Here is a 21,812-nt window from a genome sequence, read left to right as displayed (position 1 = left end):
CCGCAGCCCCGTGAACGCCTCCAGCCACACCGGCTCAGCCCTCAACACCCCACACATACAGAGGAAATGCCCAGATCACAGCCTTCTGCAACACGCTTCAGGCGGCGTAGGCGGCCCAGGCCGTCCCGTGGTCGGCTGCGATGAACCGGGAGACCTGCTCCCCGACCATCATCGCAGGCGCATGAACGTTGCCCGTCGTGATCGCCGGGAACACGGAGGCGTCGGCGACCCGCAGTCCGTCGATGCCGTACACCCGCAGCCGCGGATCGACGACGGCATCGGCGTCCACACCCATCTTGCAGGTGCCTGACTGGTGGTGATAGGTCGTCACCGTGCGCCGCAGATATTCGCGCAGTTCCGGGTCGCTGACGACCTTGCCCACGTCGGGGCCCGGGTACAGCTCACGGGCGCCCCACTCCTCACGCAGGACCGAGGAGCGTCCGATGTCCCGGCACAACACCGTGGCGGCCACCAGGCTGTCCACGTCCGCTCCCGTTCGCAGCGTGCCGGGGTCGATGAGCAGCTCGTCCTCCGGTTGCGCGCCGGTCAGCCGGATCGACCCCCGGGCAGTGGGACGGACAATCCCGGCCTGCAGGGTGAAGCCACTGGGAGGCCCTGTCATCCCCGGCTGGTACATGGGGACCGGGAAGTGCAGCGGCTGGAGGTCCGGCACTGGCAGCCCCGGCCGACTGCGCCAGAACAGATGCGTCTGGGCGGGGCCGAGGCCCGGCGAGGGTCGACCGACGGGGCGCTGTGTGCTGAAGATGACGGGTGCCAGGACATGGTCGTGCAGGTTGCGTCCGACGCCCGGAAGATGGGCGACCACATCGATTCCCACGGAGCGCAGCTGGGCGGCGGCACCGATGCCGGACAGCATCAGCAGCCGGGGCGACTCGATCGCGCCTGCGCTGATCACCACCTCCGCGCGGGCGGTGGCCTTCTCGACGATCCCCTCCCGCAGCCACTCCACGCCGACACATCGGCTGCCTTCGAGGAGTACGCGCCGCACGCGGGCCCCGGTGATCACGGTAAGGCCGGGCAGGTGGGCGACCGGGTCGAGATAGGCCGCGGCCGCGCTGCACCGGCGGCCGTCGGCAATGGTGAAGTGGACCTTCGAAATCCCCTCAGGGTTGCCTGAGTTGTAGTCCGGCTGACAGGGGATTCCGGTCTCCGACGCCGCCTGGATCAGCGCGTCGTGGATCGGATCGGCGTGGTACTTGGTGAGCACCGGCAGCGGCCCGCCCGAGCCGTGCAGTTCGTCCGCCCCGGTGTCGTAGTCCTCGATGGTCCGGAAGACCGGCAACACGTCCCGCCAGGACCAGCCGTCATTGCCGAGATAGGCCCAGTGGTCGTAGTCCAGCGCCGCGCCCCGGGCGTAGATCAACGCGTTGAGCGCACTCGACCCGCCCAGCACCCGGCCGCGCGGCCAGTGCAGTCTGCGGCCGGCCGCGTGCTCCTGCGGCGTGGTGCGGTACGCCCAGTCCTGCTCGCTGAACCACAGTTCACCGAACCGCAGCGGGTCGTCGATGGCCGGGTTGGTGGCCTGGCCGCCGGCTTCCAGAAGCAGGACGTTCGCGCCCTGGTCCACCAGCCGTCGCGCTACGACACAACCGGCGGAACCGGCGCCCACGACAATGATGTCGAAGGGACCGTTGCTGAGCGATTCGGCCACGGGCCGACCTCCGTTGACGGGTCGTCGGGTTTGGGTGAGGGGCTTTTATGCCGAGGTGAAGACCAGGACCGCGTTCTGGCCGCCGAAGCCGAACGAGTTGCTCACTGCCACATCGATGTGCTGGGCTCGGGGGCCCTTCTCGACGATGTCCAGCTCGATTTCCGGGTCCAGGTTCTCCAGGTTCGCCGTCGGTGGCACGGTCTCGTTCTCCAGGGTGAGCACGGTCAGCGCCGCCTCGATCGCGCCCGCTGCACCGAGGGAGTGACCGACCACGCCCTTGGCGGACGTCACCGTCGCACGGGTACCGAGCACCTGGTGCAGAACTTTGGACTCGGCCGCGTCGTTCAGCGGCGTCGAGGTGCCGTGCGCGTTGACGTGGTCGACGTCGCCCGGGGACACGTCGGCCGAGGCCAGCGCCGCTTCCAGGGCCTGTCGGGCGCCGGCGCCCTGCGGGTCCGGGGCCGTCATGTGGTGGGCGTCGGCGGAGGCTCCGTACCCCGCGATCCTGGCGCGGACGCGCGCCCCACGGGCCCGTGCGTCCGTCTCCCGTTCCAGGATCAGTACGCCGCTTCCTTCGCCGATGACGAAGCCGTCACGATCCACGTCGAACGGACGGGACGCGGCGGCCGGTTCGTCCAGCCGTCGGGACAGAGCCCCCATCTGCGCGAACCCGGTGACAATCAGCGGACTCACACCCGCTTCGCTGCCGCCCGTGATCACCACATCGCAGCGGTCGTCGTGCAGCAGCTGTGTCGCGACTCCGATCGCGGTCGCGCCCGAGGCGCAGGCCGTCGCGGTGACGAAATTGGGTCCGCGGGCGCCGAACTCCATAGCCAGATGACCCGCGACCATGTTCGGCACCAGCAGGGGAATCAGCAGCGCGGAGACCGAGCCCGGCCCTTCGGAGAGCATGGTCCGGTGCTGCTGCTCCCAGGTCGAGACGCCGCCGAGCCCGCAGCCCATGACGACGCCGACGCGCGCGCCGTCCCACGTCTTGGGGTCGAGCCCGGAGTCGGCAACGGCCTCACGCGCGGCGACGATGGCCAGTTGGACGAACCTGTCGTGCACGAGGGTACTGCGGCGCCCGACGAGCTTGGCCGCGCTGAACCCCGGGACTGTGTACGAGATATCGACCGGCAGGCCTTCGAGGGCGGGATCGCGTTTGGCCGTCGGCAGGGCTTCGCACACGCCTCGCCAGCTCGCTTCGGTGCCGATGCCCGCGGCGGTGACCAGGCCGAGCCCCGTGACGGCGACGGGAGCAACGGTCATGACGTCTTCGCCGCGGCCGCCTGCTCCTCGATCACCTCGGCCGCCCGCCCGATGGTGTCGCGGGGGGACGCGGCGTCGTCGCTGATCTTTACGCCCAGTTCCTTCTCCACCACCAGCAGCAGCTCCACGAGGAAGAGCGAGTCCATCTCCAGGTCCTCGAAAGTCACGTCCGGTTTGATTTCCGATCGCTCGACCTCGAAGCGGTTGACCAGAATGTCGGCGAGGGTGTCGTACATGGCTGTCATCACGGATTCCCTTTCTCCGGTGGTGCTGTCCTGTGGTGGTGCGCACGAGCCAGGGCGGTGGCACCGCCCCCGGTGTCACGCCGGGCCGGTGTCACGACAGGCCGGTCTCCGGCCACGTCAGTACGGACGAGCCCCAGGTGAGACCGCCGCCGAAGGCGGTGAGCAGGATCTGGTCACCGGGGCGCAGCATCCCGGTGGCATGCGCGTGGTGGAGGGCCAGCGGGATGGACGCGGCTGCGGTATTGCCGACCTCGGCTATGTTGCTGACGGCGCGCTCGCGCGGGATGTCGAGTTCGTCGGCGAGCCGGTTGAGGATCCTCGCGTTGGCCTGGTGGGCGACCAGCCAGTCGACGTCGGTACGGCGCCAGCCGGCCCGGTCGAGCGCCGTGGTCGAAGATTTCGCCATGCGCTGTACCGCGTGCCGGAAGACCTCCTTGCCGGCCATCGCGAAGTAGCGGTCCGCGGCCTCGGCGGGCAGCCCGGTCAGACGCTGCTCCGAGCCGTCGGCACGCACAGTGATGAGATCGCGGCCCTCCCCGTCGCTGCCGAGGTCGAACGGGCCGATGGCGCCCGGTTCGTCGGGCTCCCCCGCGCGCAGCACCACCGCGCCCGCGCCGTCACCGAAGATCGCCGAAGTCGTCCTGTCCGTCGGGTCGAGAATGCTGGAGAACGTGTCCGCCCCGATGACCAGGGCGCGGGTGGACGAACCGGACGCGATCAATCCGGCGGCGTTGGCGAGACCGTAGATGAATCCCGTGCACACGGCGGAAATGTCGAACGCTGCCGCGCCGGACAGCGCGAGCCGCGTCGCCACAGTGGGCGCGGTCGCCGGACAGGGCCGGTCGGGCGTGGACGTCGCCACGACGACGGTGTCCACGTATGGGTCGCCCGAGGACTTGAGCGCCTGCTCGCCGGCCCCGACCGCGAGGTCCGAGGTGGCCGTTCCGGGCGCGGCGAAGTACCGCTGGCGGATGCCGGTCCGGGACCGTATCCACTCGTCGGAGCCACCGGACACCGCGGCGATCTCCTCGTTGGACACCGCGCGGGGCGGCAGGCAGCCGCCGATGCCCGTGAGTACCGCGGCCCGGGTCATCGGATGCCGGCCATGTGCCGAGGAGCGGTCGGCACCAGTCGGCCGAGGTGGCGTATGACCACGATCGGGTTCCCCCTGGCTCCTGGTGACGAAAGTAGCTCCCGACTCGGCATGTTCGGCATGTTCAGCACGTTCAGCCGGTTGGGCATGCCCGGCATGCTCACCGTGTTCATGCGATCTGACCGATGGCTGACGGCCGGCTGACCCCGGTCAGCGTGAGCGCGGGGTCCTGGGCCAGGATCTCGGCGTAGCGCTGTTGCAGGGGCACTCCCGGCTGTACACCCAGTTCCTCATCCAGTCGATGACGGGTGCGGTGGTACAGGGTGAGCGCCTCGCCCTGTCGTCCCGAGCGGTACAGGGCCATCATCAGCTGCGCGCAGAAGTGCTCGTTCAGGGGGTGCTGGGCGACGAGTCGGCGCAGTTCGGCGGCTGCCTGGCGGACATCGCCGACGGCCAGTCTGGCGGTGATGAGGTCTTCCCACATGGTCAGCCGACGCTCGTCGAACAGGGCGGCCGCCGCCCTGCACCGCAGGCCGTCTCCGGCGTCCAGCAGGGCCGGTCCGCGCCACAACCGCAGCCCCGACTCCAGGAGTTCGAGCGCCCGGTAGGGGTCACGGCGCAAGGCCGCCGAGCCCCGCGCCGCGAGGTCGAGGAATCGGTTGCCGTCCACGGACTCGCGCGGGATGTCCAGTACGTAGCCGTTGTGCACGGCGCGCAGCACGGTCCCGTCCGCGCGTCCCTGAGAAGGGCCGTCAAGGATTTTCCGCAAGCGCGCGGCATGCGCCTGGAGTGCGTTGTGCACATTGCCGAGAGCCTGGCCGGACCACAGCTCATGGGCGAGTTCAAGATGGGAGATCGCCCGTCCGGGTTCCAGCGCCAGGGTGGCGAACATGGCGCGTACCTTGTTCGCGCGGATTTCGCGTTCATGACCGCCCACTGTGACGGAGACGGTGCCAAGAATTTCGATGTGCACGACACTCCTAAGTCAATTCGACTCGTCGGGCGTCCAGTCGGCGGCATCGCAATGGCGTCAGTTTTACGGCTACCGCGATCTCGCGTTGATCAAATTGTTCAGACGCCAATAGTTGTCGTGCGACAGAGGGAGTGTCAAGGCAGTTCTGGCGGGTACAGGGGGCAACCCAGGGGCTCCCCCAGGGTGTCCAGGGATTCCCCCGGTGCCTTACAGGGGCAGCGGATGCAAGACTCCTGGCTCCGGAGTCCGCCGAAGAGCAACCGCGTTAATGCGATGCGCATTGACTATTCGTCGGACCGCCAATTCGGACGGGATCGGAGCAGACGCTTGACGAGTGGATCTGCAGCGAACTGGAGGCCGGTGCCTCGCCTCGACCACGTCATGGTGCTGCTCGACGGGGCCGCGCATCGCGATGTGTCGGCGAGTGGATTCCTGACACAGCGCTTCGGGAGGATCAAGCGCAAGGAGGCGGAAAGCTCGGTCGCCGGGCAGTACTCCGCACTCGGAGTGGCCGGTGAGAACACTTTGATCGAGCTGTTCGGCAGTGATCTACCCAGCGCGTCGCCGCTCACGGGCGGCCTGGTGTTCTCGTTCGAGGAGCCGGGCTCCGCGCAACGTGCCCGCGCCTTGCTGGACGCCTCCGGCGAGGTCAAGTACCACCATGACCTGGTACGTCGCTCGGTGGAAGGCACGGAAGAGCAGCAGCCCTGGTACCACCTGATCAGCGTCGACCTGGGTGAGGCCAGCCCGCTGCTGCTCTTTCTCAACGAGGTGACGCCCGAGTACTTCCAGTCCCTCGGCGCCCAGCCCGCACCGGACGGGACGCTGCCCCGGAAGAACTATCTGGACGCGGCGCTCGGGGCTCCGGCGGGGGGAAGCCGGCTGATGAGGGACGTCACCGGCGTGACGATCTCGGTTGCCGCGGAGCGCGGCCGGCGCCTCGCCGACGCGCTCGCGGTCTTCGGCTACACCGGGGCCGAAACGGCTCCCGGAGTACATGAACTGCATGGTCCCGGCCTCACCGTCCGACTGGAGACCGGCGACCAACTGGAACGCGTAACGGAAATCGAAATCGGCCTGGACCCCGAGGTATACGAATCCTCGATCCCCAGGGAATTCCGATTCGGCGAGACCTCGCGACTTGTCATCGAATCAGCAGAAACTGCGCGGTGGAGCTTCACTCCGTCGCACTGAGCGATCTTGTGCGGGATATGCCAGAAAGGCTTAGTCAGTCACCGCAGGTCGAGTGCAATCGGGGAGCCCAAAGAAATGCCTGAGACGACACCACTGTTCAGTGAGATATTCGACCAGAACGTCGCGGCGACGCCGGAAGCGATCGCGGTCGAGTTCGGTGACCAGCGGCTGTCGTACCGTGAGTTGGACGACAGATCGGCCCGGCTGGCTGCGGGGCTCATCCGCAGAGGCGTCGGCCGGGACAGTGTGGTCGGGATCGCGGCGAGCCCGTCGCTCAACCTACCGTCGGCGGTGCTCGGCATCCTGCGCGCCGGTGCGGCCTGGCTCCCTCTCGACCCCGCCTACCCGGCCGACCGGCTCCGCTACATGATCGCCGACTCCGGGCTCTCCCTGCTCGTCGCCGATCCCGACACCGCTGGTGACCCGGCGTACGACGGTCTGGAGATCATCAGCCCCGACGCGGGCCCCGCTGGCCCGACGACGCCCGCCGCCGGGGAGCCGCGGCCGCTCCCGACGCCCGGCCAACTCGCCTACGTGATCTACACCTCGGGGTCCACCGGCCGTCCCAAAGGCGTCGCACTCACCCATCGGGGGCTGGCCAATCTGGCCCGCGCGCAGATCGACACCTTCGGCGTCGAACCGGACGGCCGGGTGCTGCAGTTCGCGCCGACCAGCTTCGACGCCTCGGTATTCGAGATGACGATGGCGCTGTACGCGGGCGCCACCCTGGTGCTGGCGCCACGCGACGACATCGCGCCCGGCCCCGGCCTCGCGGACTTTCTGCGCGATCGTCGCATCACCCATCTCACGCTGCCGCCCTCGGTGCTGGCCACGCTGCCGGAGACCCCGTTGCCCGACCTGGCGGTGCTGGTGTGCGCCGGCGAGGCGCTTCCGGAGCACCTCGTCGAGCAGTGGCTGCCCGGACGCCGCATGTTCAACGCGTACGGGCCCACCGAGACCACCGTGTGGGCCACGGTCGCCGAGCTGACTGCCGACGGCGGCAAGCCTTCCATCGGCACGGCCATCCGCGACGCCCGCACCCTGGTCGTCGATGAGTCGCTGCGGCCGGTGCCCGCGGGCACGCCCGGCGAGTTGCTCATCGGCGGGGCGGGCGTGGCGCGTGGTTACCTCGGCCGGCCCGGCCTGACCGCGGAGCGGTTCATCCCCGACCCCGGCTCTGCCGAGACCGGTGCACGGCTCTACCGCACGGGTGACCGCGTGGTCGAGCGGGAGAATGGCAGCCTGGAGTTCCTCGGCCGCTTGGATCACCAGGTCAAGATCCGCGGCTTCCGCATCGAACCGGACGAGATTGCCCGGCAGCTGGCCGAGCACGCGCAGGTCACCGATGCCGTGGTGATCCCGCGTGACGACGGGACCGGGCCGCGGCTCGTCGCCTACGCGACGGGCGCCGGCCTCGACGCCGCGGGGCTGCGGGCCCATCTCGCCGAGCGTCTCCCGGAGCACATGGTGCCGGCCGTCGTTGTGCCTCTGGCGCAGATGCCTCTGACACCGAGCGGCAAGATCGACCGGGACCGACTGCCCGTGCCCGCCAGAGGATCCCGCAAATCCTCCGGCCGTACGGAGCCCCGCACCCCCACCGAACGAGCGCTCGCCGCCATGCTGGCCGACCTTCTGTCCCTCGACTCGGTCGGCGCGGACGACGACTTCTTCGCCCTCGGAGGCCACTCGCTGCTGGCCGGGCGGCTGGCTGCCCGGGTGCGCTCGGAGCTCGGCCGCGAGCTTCCCCTGCGCCGCGTGTTCGAAGCGCGCACCGTGGCGGCGATGGCCCTTCTGATCGACTCGGCTGCCGCCGGGCTGACCGTGCCACCGATCCGGGCCGGGGCGCGCGCGGACAGCGGCACGCCGGTTCCGCTGTCCTTCCCTCAGGAACGCATCTGGTTCCTGGAGAAGCTCGCGCCGGGCAACCTCGCCTACAACGCGCAAGCCACGATCCGGCTGCACGGCCCGCTCGACATCGACGCACTGCACGCCACCCTCACCGAAATCGTGCGCCGCCACGATGTGTTCCGTACCGCGTTCCGGGAGGTCGACGGTCGGCCCATGCAGTTCCCGCAGCCGACGACGCAGGTATTGCTGCCGCTGCACGACCTGGCCGGCCTCTCCGCCGACGAGGGGACGGAGCGCGCCGACGACATCATCAGGAAGACCGTGCAGGCCCCCTTCGACCTCACCACACCGCCGCTGGTCCGCTGGGTGCTGATCCGGCACGGCGAGGACGACCACACACTCGTACACGTCGAACATCACCTTGTGCACGACGGCTGGTCGTACGCGCTCTTCCTGCGTGAGTTGCAGGAGCTGTACCCGAGTCTGGCGCAGGGCAAGCCGTCGCCGCTTCCCGAGCCGGCCATCGGCTACTCCGACTTCGCCCTGTGGCAGCGGGAGTGGCTGCAAGGTGACGTCCTGGACGCGTACGTGGCGCACTGGACCAAGGAGCTCGACGGCATACCCGCCGCGTTGGAGCTTCCTACGGACCGTCCGCGACCGGTCGCGCAGAGCTTCAAGGGCTCCTCGGTGCGCATCGACCTGCCCGGGGAACTGTGCCGCAGACTGCGCGCCTACAGCCACTCCCGCGGCACCACCCTCTATTCCACGATGCTCGCCGGGTTCTCGGCGGTGATGTCGCGCTACAGCCGTCAGTGCGATGTGGTCGTCGGCAGCGGGGTCGCCAACCGGCGACTGACAGAGATCGAGCAGATGATGGGCATGGTCGTCAACACCGTGCCGTTGCGCATCGATCTGTCCGGACAGCCGGGCTTCGACGCACTGGTCCGGCGCGTCCACGACACCGTCGGACGGGCACACGAATGGCAGGACGTGCCGCTGGACCGGCTCGTCGACGCCCTGGCGCTGCCCCGCGACCCCTCACGCAACCCTGTGTTCCAGGTCATGTTCAGCTTCCACGACTCACAGATCCCGGACCTGGACTTCATGGGCATCCGCGGCTCCGTGCTGGAGCTGCACAACAATTCCGCCAAGACGGACATCAACGTGGTGGTGATCCCGCGTGCGGAGCAGCGCGCCGGGCGCGGAGTCGGTGACGACGACGCGGCCATCACCCTGATCTGGGAGTACGCCTCCGACCTCTTCGACCCCGAGACCATGCGCCGGATGGTCCAGCACTACACGACCGTCCTCGACACGGCACTCGACTCCCCCGAACTCTCCTACGAGCACCTTCCTCTGCTCACCGACGGCGAGCTGGCCGACATTCTCCGGGGAGCGCGGGGAGCGGCGACGCCGTTCCCGTACGAGCGCACTGTCCCGGAGCTCTTCGCCGAGCAGGCAGCCGCCCGGCCGGACGCGACAGCGCTCGTCAGCCGCGCGAAGTCCTACACCTACGCGCAGGTGGAGGAGCGGGCCAACCGCCTGGCCCAGCTGCTGCGGGCGCGCGGCGTCGGCAGGGACGTGCCCGTCGGCGTACTGCTCGAACGCGGCGACGAGATGGTGATCGCGCTGCTGGCGGTCCTCAAGGCCGGCGGCGGATACGTACCGCTTGACCCCGGATATCCGGCGGAGCGACTCACCGCGATGCTCGACGACGTCGCCGCGCCGCTTGTGGTGACGCGCGCGGGTCTCAAGGGGCGGCTGGCCCCGGGGGCGGTGCGGACGCTGGTCCTGGACGAGGTGGCCGAGGAGCTGGCCGACGCCCCGGCACACGCGCCGGCTGCGCAGGCTGCATCCGACAGCCTCGCGTACATCCTGTTCACCTCCGGCTCCACCGGCAGGCCCAAGGGCGTGATGGTCGAACACCGTTCAGTGCTGCGGCTGGTGTGCGGGACCGACTATGTCTCCTTCGGGCCGGACGAGCGATTCGCGCAGGTTGCCGACGCATCCTTCGACGCGCTCACCTTCGAGTTGTGGGGCGCGCTGCTGCACGGCGGTGCGCTGTTCGTCATCGACGCGGACCAGCTGCTCACCCCCGGCGGGCTGGCGGCGGCGCTGAGCGAGCACGGTGTGACGAGCATGTTCCTCACCTCGGCGCTGTTCACGGAGGTGATGACTCAAAGCCCCGCCGCCTTCGGGGGGTTGACCAATCTGCTGGTCGGCGGCGATGTGCTGAATGTGAGCCGGATACGGCAGCTGCTGGACAGTTCCGCCGCCGACCGGCCGACGCGGCTGCTCAATGGCTACGGACCCACCGAGACCACGACGTTCGCGGTGTGCCACCTGATCGAGCCGCTGCCGGACGGTGCGCCCTCGGTGCCCATCGGCCGGCCGATCGCCAACACCACGGCCCATGTGCTCGATCCGCACCTGCGGCCCGTGCCGGTCGGCGTGCCGGGCGAGCTGTACATCGGCGGACCGGGCGTGGCCCGCGGTTACGCGAACCGCCCCGGGCTCACCGCCGAGCGGTTCCTGCCCGACCCGTACGCCGGTGGCGGAGCGCGGATGTACCGCACGGGTGATGTGGCGCGCCACCGCCGGAACGGAACGGTGGAATTCCTCGGCCGGGCCGACAACCAGGTCAAGATCCGGGGATTCCGGATCGAGCCGGGGGAGGTGGAGACGGCCCTCGGCGCTCACCCCGGCGTCGGCCAGGCCGCGGTCGTCGTCGACGACGCCCCGTCCGGTCGTCGGCTGGTCGCCTATGTGGCGCGCGCGCCGGGTCGGTCCGCGCCTTCGCCGGAAGAGCTGCGGGACTTCCTCGCCCGGACGTTGCCCGTGTATCTGCTGCCCGCCGCGTATGCCGAAGTGGCGGCGATGCCCCTGACTGCCAGCGGCAAGGTCGACCGGGCCGCGCTGCCGGCCGTCGACGACAGCCGGCTGCCGCTCGACGGCCATGTGCCCCCGCGCACCGCGACCGAACGGACACTGGCCGGGCTCCTCGCGGAAATGCTCGGCGTCCCCGGAGTCGGGGTGGCGGACGACTTCTTTGTTCTCGGCGGGAACTCCCTGCTGGCGATGCGCCTGATGAGCAGGGTCAACGAACTGTTCGTCGTGGACGTGCCGCTGCGCGACTTCCTCGGCGCGCCGACCGTGGAGCGCCTCGCGTCCGCAGTGGACGCCGCGCTCGCATCCGCCGACGGCGACCGCCCGCCGCCCACGGCCCGCGGCACCGTCGGCGAGACCGATGCCGACGAGGACCTGCTCGACCGGATCGACGAACTCTCCGACGACGAGGTGAACGCACTCTTGCGTGACATGGCTGAGAACGAGGTCGAACGATGACGGACGGCGCTCTCTCCGGCGGCACGGCCGACGACCGGCGTGCCCGGCTCGCGGAGCGGCTCAAGCGGCGTATCTCGGAGCGCCATCACCCTCTCTCCTACCCTCAGCAGCGCCTGTGGTTCCTCGACCAGCTCGACCCGGGCAGCGCCGTCTACGTCGTGCCCCTGATCTACCGGATCAGCGGCCCGCTGGACGTCGCCGCCATGGAGCACGCGCTGGGCCAAGTGGTCCGCCGACATCACGTGCTGCGTACGGTCTACCGGTCGGTGGACGGCACGCCGCGCCAGTTCGTCCGGCCGGCGGAGCCCGTGACCATCCCGGTCCGCGATCTGTCCGCCCGGCCCGACCCGGCGGCCGAGGCGGAGCAGGAGTGCCGGCAGGAGGCCGGCCGACCGTTCGATCTGGCTTCGGACGTGCCCGTACGGGCCCTGCTGCTGCAGCTCGCGCCCGACGAACGCTGGCTCTGCCTGAGCCTGCATCACATCGCTTGTGACGGATGGTCGCTCGGCGTCCTTGGCAGCGAACTGTCCGCCCTGTACGGGGCTTTCAAGGACGGTCGGGAGCCGGAGCTCGCACCGGTGGAGAGGCAGTACGCAGCCTTCGCCGAGGACCAGATGGCCCGGCTCACGGGGGAGCCGCTGGAGGAGATGCTGGGTTACTGGCGGGAGCGGCTGGCCGGTGCCCCGGCCCTCGCGACGCTGCCCGCGGATCGTCCGAGGCCTCCCACGCAGAGCCACCTGGGCGACCATCTGGACTTCGCCATCGGCCCCGATGTCACCGAGCGGGTGGGCGAGTTGGCCCGCTCCAGCGGCGCCACGCCGTTCGCGGTGCTGCTGGCCGCGTTCACTGCGGTGGTGCACTCCCGGGCCGGCGGCGACGAGGTGATCGTCGGATCGCCCGTGGCGGGACGGACCAAGGCCGCTCTGCAGCCGCTCATCGGCTTCTTCACCAACACCGTGGTGCAGCGCGTTGACGTGTCCGGCGAGCCGACCTTCCAGCAGCTGGTGGCTCGCGCCCGGGATGAGAGCCGGTCCGCGGTCGCGCACCAGGAGCTGCCCTTCGAGAAGCTGGTGGAGGAGCTTCAGCCCAGCCGTGACCCGGCCCACAACCCGCTCTTCCAGCTCATGTTCAGCTATCACGAGGGTGATGCGGACGGCCTGGTCCTGCCGGGTTGCGAGGTACGGCTGGTGCCGGGCGATACCGAGACCGCGAAGTTTGACCTGACCCTGAGCCTGACCCACGTCGGCGACCGGCTGTCGGCCCGCCTCGAGTACAGCACCGACCTCTTCGAGAAGGACACGGCGCTCTCGATCGGCGATCAATTCAGCGCTGTCCTCGCCGCCGCCGTGGCCGCCCCGGACACCCCGCTGCGTCAACTGCCCGTGCTGTCACCGGACGAGACCCGCCACGTGCTCGTGGACTGGAACCCGCCCGCCGAGCCCGTACCGGACGTACTGGTTCACGAGCTGATTGCAGAGCAGGCAGTGCGGACGCCGGACGCCCCGGCGCTGCTGGGTGCGGACCAGCAGCCGCAGGACGCGATGACATACCGCGAACTGGACCGGCGCGCCGAGGCGCTGGCCGCCCGGCTGCGTGCATACGGCGTCGCCGCGGACGTTCCCGTCGGCGTCTATCTGGACCGCTCGCCCGACCTGGTCGTCACACTGCTGGCCGTCCTCAAGGCCGGCGGCGCGTATCTGCCGCTCGACCCCGGCTATCCGGCGGACCGGATCGCGTTCATGGCCGGGGATTCGCGCACGCCGGTGATCGTGACGCGAGTGTCCCTGGCCCGTCGCATCGCGGGGTTGCCCGCTTCGCTGCTGCTGCTCGATGCGCCCGGGCGGGACGTGACACCTGCCGGGCCCAGCCCGGCAGGCACCGTCTCGCCGCAGCATCTGGCGTATGTGATCTACACCTCGGGCTCGACCGGTAAGCCCAAGGGCGTGATGATTTCGCACCGCAATGTCCAGACGTTCTTCGGCGGCATGGACAAGGTGCTCGGCGGCGACTCCCCGAACACCTGGCTTGCCGTCACCAGCATGTCCTTCGACATCTCAGTGCTGGAACTGCTGTGGACGTTGGCACACGGCTACCGGGTGGTCATCCGTGGCGACGAACCGAGTGCGCACAGCGCCGGGGCGGGCGGCATGCCCGTCACCTCCTCCGTGCAGGCCCAGCCGGTGGACCTCAGCCTGTTCTACTTCGGCGGCGACCGGGGAGGCGAGCCGGGCGATGCGTACCGGCTGCTGACCGAGGGCGCCAAGTTCGCCGACCGGAACGGGTTCTCGGCCGTATGGACGCCGGAGCGGCACTTCCACGAGTTCGGCGGTCTGTACCCGAATCCGTCGGTCACCGCGTCCGCGATCGCGGCGATCACCGAGCGCGTGGCCGTACGGGCGGGCAGCGTCGTCCTGCCTCTGCACGATCCGCTCCGGGTAGCCGAGGAATGGTCCGTCGTGGACAACATCTCCCACGGAAGGGTCGGCATCTCGGTCGCCTCCGGCTGGCAGCCGGACGACTTCGTACTTGCGCCCGACGCCTACGCCGACCGCAAGAAGGCCATGATGAGCGGCCTCGACGAGCTGCGCCGGCTGTGGCGCGGGGAGACCGTACGCCGTCGCAACGGGGCCGACGCCGAGACGGACGTACGCATCTTCCCGCCGCCCCTGCAGGACGAACTGCCGGTGTGGGTCACCAGCGCGCGCAGCCCGGAGACCTTCCAGCTCGCCGGAGAGAGCGGTGCGGGGCTGCTGACCCATCTGCTCGGGCACAGCGTCGAGCAGCTCGCGGAGAAGATCCAGCTCTACCGGCAGGCCTGGCGCGAGGCCGGGCATCCGGGCAACGGCCAGGTGACGGTCATGCTCCACACCTTCGTCGGGACCGACACCGACGAGGTGCGCGAGACCGTGCGCGAGCCCCTGTGCGCGTACATCAAGTCCTCCTTCGATCTGCTGACCGGTCTCGGCCAGGCGATGGGGCGCGAGATCGATCTGCGTACGCTGCCCGAGGACGAGCTCGACCACCTCGTCGCGCAGGCCTTCGACCGGTTCTTCGAAACGTCGGGGCTGCTGGGCACGCCGGAGCACTGCGCCGATGTGATCGACCGCCTCAAGTCGATCGAGGTTGACGAGGTCGCCTGCCTCATCGACTTCGGCGTCGAGCACGAGCGAGTGCTCGCCTCCCTGGAACATCTGGCGACGACACGCGAGCTGAGCGAGTCCCGGCGTCGCACCGCGCAGGCCGACGAACCCATTGCGGCACAGCTCGTACGGCACGGGGTCACCCATCTGCAGTGCACGCCCTCGGTGGCGGGGCTGCTGGCCGAGGACGAGGAGGCCGCCGCCGCCCTGGCCGGGCTGGACCGGCTGCTGGTCGGCGGCGAGGCGCTGCCCGCCCCGCTCGCCGAGCGGCTGGCAACACTACTGCCCGGCAGGGTGCACAACATGTACGGGCCCACCGAGGCGACGGTCTGGGCGACGACGGCATCAGTGGGCGGTCCCCGGCCGGTGATGCCGGTGACGATCGGGCGGCCACTGGCCAACGTACGGGCGTATGTCGTCGACGCCTATCTGCGGCCGACGGCCGCCAACGTCCCCGGGGAGCTGCTCCTCGGCGGCCCCGGTGTCGCGCGCGGCTATCTCGACCGGCCCGCGCTCAGCGCGGAACGCTTCATGCCGGACCCTTTCTCCGCGGAGCCGGGAGCGCGGCTCTACCGCACGGGCGACCTGGTGCGTCGGCGTGCCGACGGTGAGCTGGAGTTCCTCGGCCGCCTGGACCACCAGGTCAAGGTCCTCGGCCACCGCATCGAGCTCGGCGAGATCGAGAACACGCTGGGCGCACATCCCGATGTACGAAGCGTCGTCGTCGCGGTGCGCGGGGACGACGGGCACAGCCGCCTCGTTGCCTACTGCGTGCCCGTCCCGCACGGAACGGACGCCCTGACCGGTCCCGCACTGCAGGCGTTCGGCGCCAAGTCGCTGCCGGACTACATGGTTCCCGCGGACGTTGTCTTCGTCGACGCTCTGCCGATGACGGCCAACGGGAAAGTGGACCGCGGAAAGCTGCCCGCCCTGGAGAACCGGCGGGCTGCCGTCTACCGGCCGCCGGACAACGACAAGGAGCGTCACGTGGCCGAGGCACTGGCCGAAGTGCTGCACGCGGACCGGATCGGCATGGACGACAACTTCTTCGAGGCAGGCGGAAATTCGCTGCTCGCCGTGCAGGCCAGGGCGCGGTTGCAGCCCGTGCTCGGCGATCGGCTGTCCCTCGTGGACATCTTCCGCTACCCCACCGCGCGGGCTCTGGTCGCCGCGTTCGACTCAGCGGGTGCGGCAGGCGGCGCGGGTCCGGCAGGCGCGGCGGGGGGCGGCGACGGACTGGACCGGGTGCGCAGGGCGGCGGGCAGGCGGGCCGACGCGTTGGCCCGGCAGGCGAAGCGGCGAGCGGAACGGAGCGGGGCGTGACGGGCGGCGAGGAGCTGGACGGCGTTGAGCCGGTGGCCATCGTCGGCCTGGCCTGCCGAGTACCGGGGGCCAGGACGGTCGATGACTTCTGGCGCAATATGCGCGACGGGGTGGAGTCGATCACCTGGTTCGGCCGGGAGGAGCTGGCGGCCGCGGGCATCGACGAGGAGACGCTGGCCGATCCCGACTATGTCCCCGCGTCCGGTCATCTGGAAGGCGCGGACCACTTCGACGCCTCGTTCTTCGGCTTCAACGCGGGCGAGGCCGAGACGATGGACCCCCAGCAGCGCATGTTCTGCGAGACCGCCTGGGAGGCTATGGAGGACTTCGGTCACGACCCGGCACGCTTCGACGGCACCGTCGGCGTGTTCGGCGGCTCGTTCATGAACAAGTACATGGCCCAGAACCTGAACACCAATACGCGCTTCCTGCGCTCGCCGATGGCCCCCGCGGCGCGGATGTTCAACGACAAGGACTTTCTTGCCACCCGGATCGCCTATCTGCTCGACCTGACCGGCCCGGCCTACACGGTGCAGACGGCGTGCTCGACCTCGCTGGTCGCCACCCACCTGGCCTGCCAGTCGCTGCTCAGTTACGAGTGCGATGTCGCGCTGGCCGGCGGGGTGACGGTCAATGTGCCGCTGAAGGCCGGCTATCCGGTCGCGGACAGCGGGCTCTTCAGCGGCGACGGCCGCTGCCGCCCGTTCGACGCGAAGGCCGGCGGCACGGTGCCGGGCAACGGCGCTGTGGTGCTCGTGCTGCGCAGGCTGTCCGAGGCGCTGGCCGACCGTGACCACATCTACGCCGTGATCCGGGGTTCTGCGGTCAACAACGACGGTTCGATGAAGGCGGGATTCGCTGCCCCCAGCGTCGACGGCCAGGCCCGGGTGATCGCTTCGGCGCTGGCGATTGCCAACGTCGATCCGTCCACCATCGGCTATCTGGAAGCGCACGGTACCGCCACTCAAGTGGGCGACCCGATCGAGGTCACCGCACTGACGCAGGCGTTCCAGCTGCCCGACGACGCCGTGGGCCAGTGCGCGCTGGGCTCGGTCAAGGCCAACATCGGGCATCTGGACGCGGCGGCGGGCGTCGCCGGACTCATGCGGGCCACCCTCGCCGTACATCACGCACAGATCCCTCCCACCGCGAACTTCACCCAGCCCAACCCCGAACTCCGGCTGAAACACACGCCGTTCTATGTGCCGAACGGCGCCCGCGACTGGCAGCCGGCGAGCGGACCGCGGCGGGCCGGGGTGAGCTCCTTCGGAGTGGGCGGCACCAACGCACACGTCGTCATCGAACAGGCACCGGCCACAGCCACCGAGTCCTCGCCGGCGCAGCCGCGGGAGTGGCAGCTGCTGCCCGTCTCCGGACGTGACCGGACCACCGTGGATGCCGCGACCGAGCGGCTGGCCGTCCACCTCGAGCGTGCGGATTCGTCCCAGACCCTGGCCGACGTTGCGTTCACGCTGCAGGACGGCCGACGGAGCTTCGGGCTGCGGAGGTTCACGGTCTGTACGGACACGACGGACGCGGTGCGCGCGCTGCGGGGAGAGGAGCCGGACCGGCTGATCACCAGAACCGCGCCCGACGGGAAGCACGAGGCGGTCTTCGCCTTCCCCGGCGGCGGCATGCAGCACCCGGACATGGGCCTGGACATCTACCGCTCGGAGAAGGTGTTCCGTACCGAGGTGGACCAGTGTGCCGAGCTGCTGGCGCCGAGGCTTGGGTTCGACCTGCGCAGGCTGCTCTTCCCCGCCGCCTTCACCGCGCTGAGCGGCAAGGAACTCGCCGGTGGCGCCGCCACTATGGGACGCGGCCAGGGGGCCGGCGTGGTATCCGCGCTGTTCACCATCGAGTACGCGCTGGCGCGTCAGCTGATGGCCTGGGGCGTACGCCCAGCAGCGATGATCGGGCACAGCCTCGGCGAGTACGTTGCTGCCTGCCTCGCCGGAGTGTTCACCCTCCCGGGCGCGCTCGACATCACCCTCGCTCGGGGCGAGCTGTTCGCGAAGATGCCGCCGGGCCGGATGCTCGTCGTGCAGCTGCCCGAGGAGGAGCTGCTGCCCCTGCTCTCCGACCGAGTGTCGGTCTCGGCGGTCAACGCGCCCGATCTCACGGTGGTCGCAGGGCCGGACGAGGACATCGCGGCGCTGCTCACGGACCTTCGGGCCGGCGACATCGACTGCCGCAAGGTGAGCGTGCCGGTGGCCAGCCACTCGTGGATGGTCGACCCCTATCTCGAAGAATTCACCCGCAAGGTCGAGCAACTTGCCCTGTCCAAGCCGGAGATACCGTTCGTCTCCAGCGTCACCGGCACCTGGATCACTCCGGTGGAGGCCACATCCGCCGCGTACTGGGCGCAGCATCTGCGCCGGCCGGTGCGGTTCGCCGACGGAGTGCGCAGCGTTCTCGACCGGCCCGGCCGGATGCTGCTGGAGGTCGGCCCGGGCAAGGTGCTGACGTCGCTGGCCACCGCCCAGCGGATGGCACCGGCTCCGGTCGCGGTCTCCACGATGGGGCTGCCGCGCGACCCGACGCCCGATCTGGCCCACCTGGTCACCGCCGTCGGCCAGTTGTGGCAGCAGGGGGTCCCCGTGGACTGGAACGCCTTCCACGGCGAGGCCGCCCCGCGCCGTGTGCAGCTGCCCACCTATCCGTTCCAGGGCAAGCGGTACTGGGTCGAGGCGCAGCGGACCCGGCCGCACACCGAGCCGGAGCCGGACTTCGTGGATGCGGCACCCGAGGCGGTCGGGGACCACGCCGACGGGCAGGTGGCTCCACGCACCGAGACGGAACGTCAAGTAGCCGACATCTGGTGCAGCTTGCTGGGTGTCGACCGGATCGGAGTCGACGACGACTTCTTCGATCTGGGAGCGCACTCGCTGATGGTGACGCAGGCGACCCGCCAGCTGCGGCGCATGGGCGTCACCGGCCTCGCCGCCCGGGACGTGCTGCGCGCGCCGACGGTGGCGGCGCTGGCCGCCATGGTCGAACGGGCGTTGGGCGGCACGGATGCCCCGGCTGTGCCGTCGGGCCCGGTCCTCGAGGACGAGGTGCTGCTGGACGAGGACATCCGGGCGGGCGATCTGCCCGCTCCGCACGACGGACCGCCGAGGGCCGTGCTGCTCACCGGCGTCACCGGCTTCGTCGGCGCTTTCCTCTGCGCCGAGCTGCTGGAACGTACGGACGCCACAGTCCTGTGCCTGGTACGGGCCGCGGACGTGGCGGAGGGACTGGAGCGGGTCCGCTCCGCACTGGACTCGTACGGCCTAGCGGTGCCCGGGAAGCGGCTGCGCGTGGTGACCGGCGACCTGGCCAAGCCGCTGCTCGGCCTGACGCCGGACAGCTTCGACGAGCTGGCCACAGAGGTCGACGCCATCTACCACTGCGGCGCATGGGTCAACTTCGTACGCCCCTACCGTGCCCTGAAGTCGGCCAACGTGCTCGGCACCCAGGAGATTCTGCGGCTGGCTGCCCGGTCGCGCCTCAAACCCGTGCATCACATCTCCACGCTGGCGGTCCTCGCCGGTGCGATGACCGGCGAGCTGGACACCCTCCGCGAGGACGATCCGCTGCCTCCGCCGGTCGGCCACGACACCTCGTACAGCCAGAGCAAATGGGTGGCCGAAGGCCTGGTCGGGATTGCACGGGAGCGCGGGATCCCGGTGTCCGTCTACCGCGCGGGCGGGGTGTTGTGCGACAGCCGTAACGGCGCCGCCAACAGCGAGGACTACATCACCAAAGTCATCCAGGGATGCGTCCAGCTGGGGCTTGCGCCGCTACGCGCGTACGAACTGTCCGTCGGCACGGTCGACCACCTGGCGAAGCTGGTCGTCGGACTGTCCCAGCGGCCGGAATCCCGGAACCGGACGTTCCACACCATCGACCCGCAGCCGCTCGAGTGGAACCACATCTTCCAGAGGATCAGGGAGTTCGGGTACCCCGTGCGCAGCGTGCCCTTCGAGGAGTGGCGTGCAGCGCTCATCGAGCAGGTGGACCGTGAGGGCGAGGACAACGCCCTGGCACCGCTGATGGCCATGCTCGGAGATGTGCCCGACCGGCGGATGCCCGCGATCGACTGCGGCAACGTCCTGCGGACGGTGCCGCCGAACCTGGCACCCGCACCAGCCCTGGACGCCTCCTTCTTCCAGCGGATGCTCGGGTTCTTCGTACGCCGGCAACTGCTGCCCCCGCCCGAGGGCGGCGCAACCACCACCAGGACGGAGAAGTGACGCGACATGCCTCAACTCCTGACCGGCGCCACGGTCATCGACGGACTGGGCGGCGACCCGGTGCCCCGGGGTTCGGTGCTGATCGACGGAGAACGGATCGCCGACGCGGACGTAAGGGGACCGGCGCGCGATGCCGACCTCGTCGACCTCAGCGGGCTGACCTTGCTGCCCGGCCTCATCGACGCGCATGTCCACCTCGGGCACTCCAGCGAGTCGCGGGCCATCCTCAACATGGAACTGTCCGTCGCCGAGCGGGCCGCGGACATCTTCCGCACGCTGCGCCAGACCCTCGAAGCCGGGTTCACCGCGGTCCGCGACTGCGGCGGGATCGACCATGGAGTGCTGCGCACCGTGGGCCGTGGGCTCGTGCCCGGGCCCAGGATCTGGGCGTCCGCGTCCCCCCTGGTGCAGTGCGGTGGACACGGGCACCTCGGCTCGCCGTTCCTGCCGCCGGATGAGACCTTTCACTTCCGGGTGCGCGGGCTGACCGCCGTGGGCCGTATCTCCGACGGCAGTGACGAGGTGCGCAAGGCCGCTCGTGAATGCTTCAGGCAGGGCGCGAGCTTCCTCAAGATGGCAGTCACCGGCGGGGTGGTGTCCATCGCCGATTCGCTGGAGGACACCCAGTTCACCATCGAGGAGATCGCCACCGCGGTGACCGAGGCACGGGCCCGGCACACCTACGTCACCGTCCACGCGCACAACGTCGCGGGCATCCACAACGCGGTCAAGGCGGGCGTGGAGTGCGTCGAGCACGGAACCGGGATCGACGAGGAAACAGCCGCGATGATGGCGGCCGGCAACGTCAGCCTCGTGCCGACCCTGTCCATCGCGCAGGTCCTCACGGAGAACTTCGAACAGCACGGACTGCCGCCGCAGATCCGCGAACGCGTCGGCGACACAATGCAGGGCATGACCGACGGGCTGCTGGCCGCCCGGGAGGCCGGCGTCCCCGTCGGCTCCGGCTCCGATCTCATCGGGCCGAACCAGAACCGGCGCGGCCTGGAGATCGCGCTCAAAGCCAAGATCCTCGGTGCGCGCGAGGCGATCATGTCGGCCACCTCGGTGAACGCCTCCATCATGCGCGTCGCGGACAGGATCGGCTCGATCGAGGCGGGCAAGTACGCCGATCTCGTCGCGGTGGACTTCGATCCGCTCGCCGAGCCCGAACTCTTCGACAACCCCGACCGCGTCGTCCTTGTGATGAAGGGCGGCACCATCGTCAAGGACACCCGCAAGTAGCGGGGGGAGAGGCAGCTCATGGCGGACCACGGCAGCACTCCGGAAACAGCCAGCAGCTATGCAGTAGTGCTCAACGAGGAGGAGCAGTACTCGATCTGGGACGTGTCGCTGCCGATGGCGGACGGCTGGCATGAAGAGGGGTTCTCCGGCAGCAAGGAGGACTGCCTCGCTCACATCGAAGACGTGTGGACGGATCTGCGCCCACGCAGCGTGCGCGCCGGCTGAACCGC

General features: G+C 69.9%; 11 protein-coding genes. 6 read left to right on the top strand and 5 right to left on the bottom strand.

Annotated features, from left to right (window positions below):
• Window positions 1–97: 97 nt before the first annotated feature.
• From AB0D12_RS18215 to AB0D12_RS18195, 5 genes are all read right to left on the bottom strand, one after another.
• Window positions 98–1,672, bottom strand: coding sequence for a GMC family oxidoreductase N-terminal domain-containing protein (locus AB0D12_RS18215; protein WP_362683270.1), 1,575 nt, complete (start codon window positions 1,670–1,672; stop codon window positions 98–100).
• A gap of 45 nt (window positions 1,673–1,717) precedes the next feature.
• Window positions 1,718–2,941 (bottom strand): beta-ketoacyl-[acyl-carrier-protein] synthase family protein, encoded by a 1,224-nt coding sequence (locus tag AB0D12_RS18210; protein WP_362683267.1) that lies wholly within the window; start codon window positions 2,939–2,941, stop codon window positions 1,718–1,720.
• Window positions 2,938–3,186 (bottom strand): phosphopantetheine-binding protein, encoded by a 249-nt coding sequence (locus tag AB0D12_RS18205; RefSeq protein WP_362683264.1) that lies wholly within the window; start codon window positions 3,184–3,186, stop codon window positions 2,938–2,940. The genes AB0D12_RS18210 and AB0D12_RS18205 overlap by 4 nt, the downstream gene beginning before the upstream one ends.
• A gap of 91 nt (window positions 3,187–3,277) precedes the next feature.
• A complete protein-coding gene (locus AB0D12_RS18200; protein WP_362683261.1) occupies window positions 3,278–4,279 on the bottom strand; it encodes a beta-ketoacyl-ACP synthase III in 1,002 nt (333 codons plus the stop codon).
• A gap of 169 nt (window positions 4,280–4,448) precedes the next feature.
• Window positions 4,449–5,252 carry an AfsR/SARP family transcriptional regulator gene (locus AB0D12_RS18195; RefSeq protein ID WP_362683258.1) on the bottom strand — a complete coding sequence of 268 codons (804 nt, stop codon included), beginning with the start codon at window positions 5,250–5,252 and terminating at the stop codon, window positions 4,449–4,451.
• Window positions 5,253–5,612: 360 nt separating this feature from the next.
• Here AB0D12_RS18195 and AB0D12_RS18190 point away from each other — a divergent pair, with 360 nt between their 5' ends.
• The 6 genes from AB0D12_RS18190 (at window position 5,613) to AB0D12_RS18165 (ending at window position 21,807) form a co-directional block, all read left to right on the top strand.
• Window positions 5,613–6,446 (top strand): DUF5829 family protein, encoded by an 834-nt coding sequence (locus tag AB0D12_RS18190; protein WP_362683255.1) that lies wholly within the window; start codon window positions 5,613–5,615, stop codon window positions 6,444–6,446.
• Between the two features lie 75 nt (window positions 6,447–6,521).
• On the top strand, window positions 6,522–11,639 hold the full coding sequence (locus AB0D12_RS18185) for an amino acid adenylation domain-containing protein (protein ID WP_362683252.1): 5,118 nt from the start codon (window positions 6,522–6,524) through the stop codon (window positions 11,637–11,639).
• A complete protein-coding gene (locus AB0D12_RS18180; protein ID WP_362683249.1) occupies window positions 11,636–16,102 on the top strand; it encodes a MupA/Atu3671 family FMN-dependent luciferase-like monooxygenase in 4,467 nt (1,488 codons plus the stop codon). The genes AB0D12_RS18185 and AB0D12_RS18180 overlap by 4 nt, the downstream gene beginning before the upstream one ends.
• Window positions 16,099–20,340 (top strand): thioester reductase domain-containing protein, encoded by a 4,242-nt coding sequence (locus AB0D12_RS18175; RefSeq protein ID WP_362683246.1) that lies wholly within the window; start codon window positions 16,099–16,101, stop codon window positions 20,338–20,340. Before AB0D12_RS18180 ends, AB0D12_RS18175 begins: the two co-directional genes overlap by 4 nt.
• Window positions 20,341–20,346: 6 nt before the next feature.
• Window positions 20,347–21,582, top strand: a complete 1,236-nt coding sequence (locus AB0D12_RS18170) for an amidohydrolase family protein (protein ID WP_362683243.1) — start codon at window positions 20,347–20,349, stop codon at window positions 21,580–21,582.
• A gap of 18 nt (window positions 21,583–21,600) precedes the next feature.
• Window positions 21,601–21,807 (top strand): MbtH family NRPS accessory protein, encoded by a 207-nt coding sequence (locus AB0D12_RS18165; protein WP_362683240.1) that lies wholly within the window; start codon window positions 21,601–21,603, stop codon window positions 21,805–21,807.
• Window positions 21,808–21,812: the final 5 nt, after the last annotated feature.

It is taken from the genome of Streptomyces sp. NPDC048479 (genome assembly GCF_040651435.1).
Taxonomy (GTDB): domain Bacteria; phylum Actinomycetota; class Actinomycetes; order Streptomycetales; family Streptomycetaceae; genus Streptomyces.
This window is presented reverse-complemented; position numbering and strand designations above follow the sequence as displayed.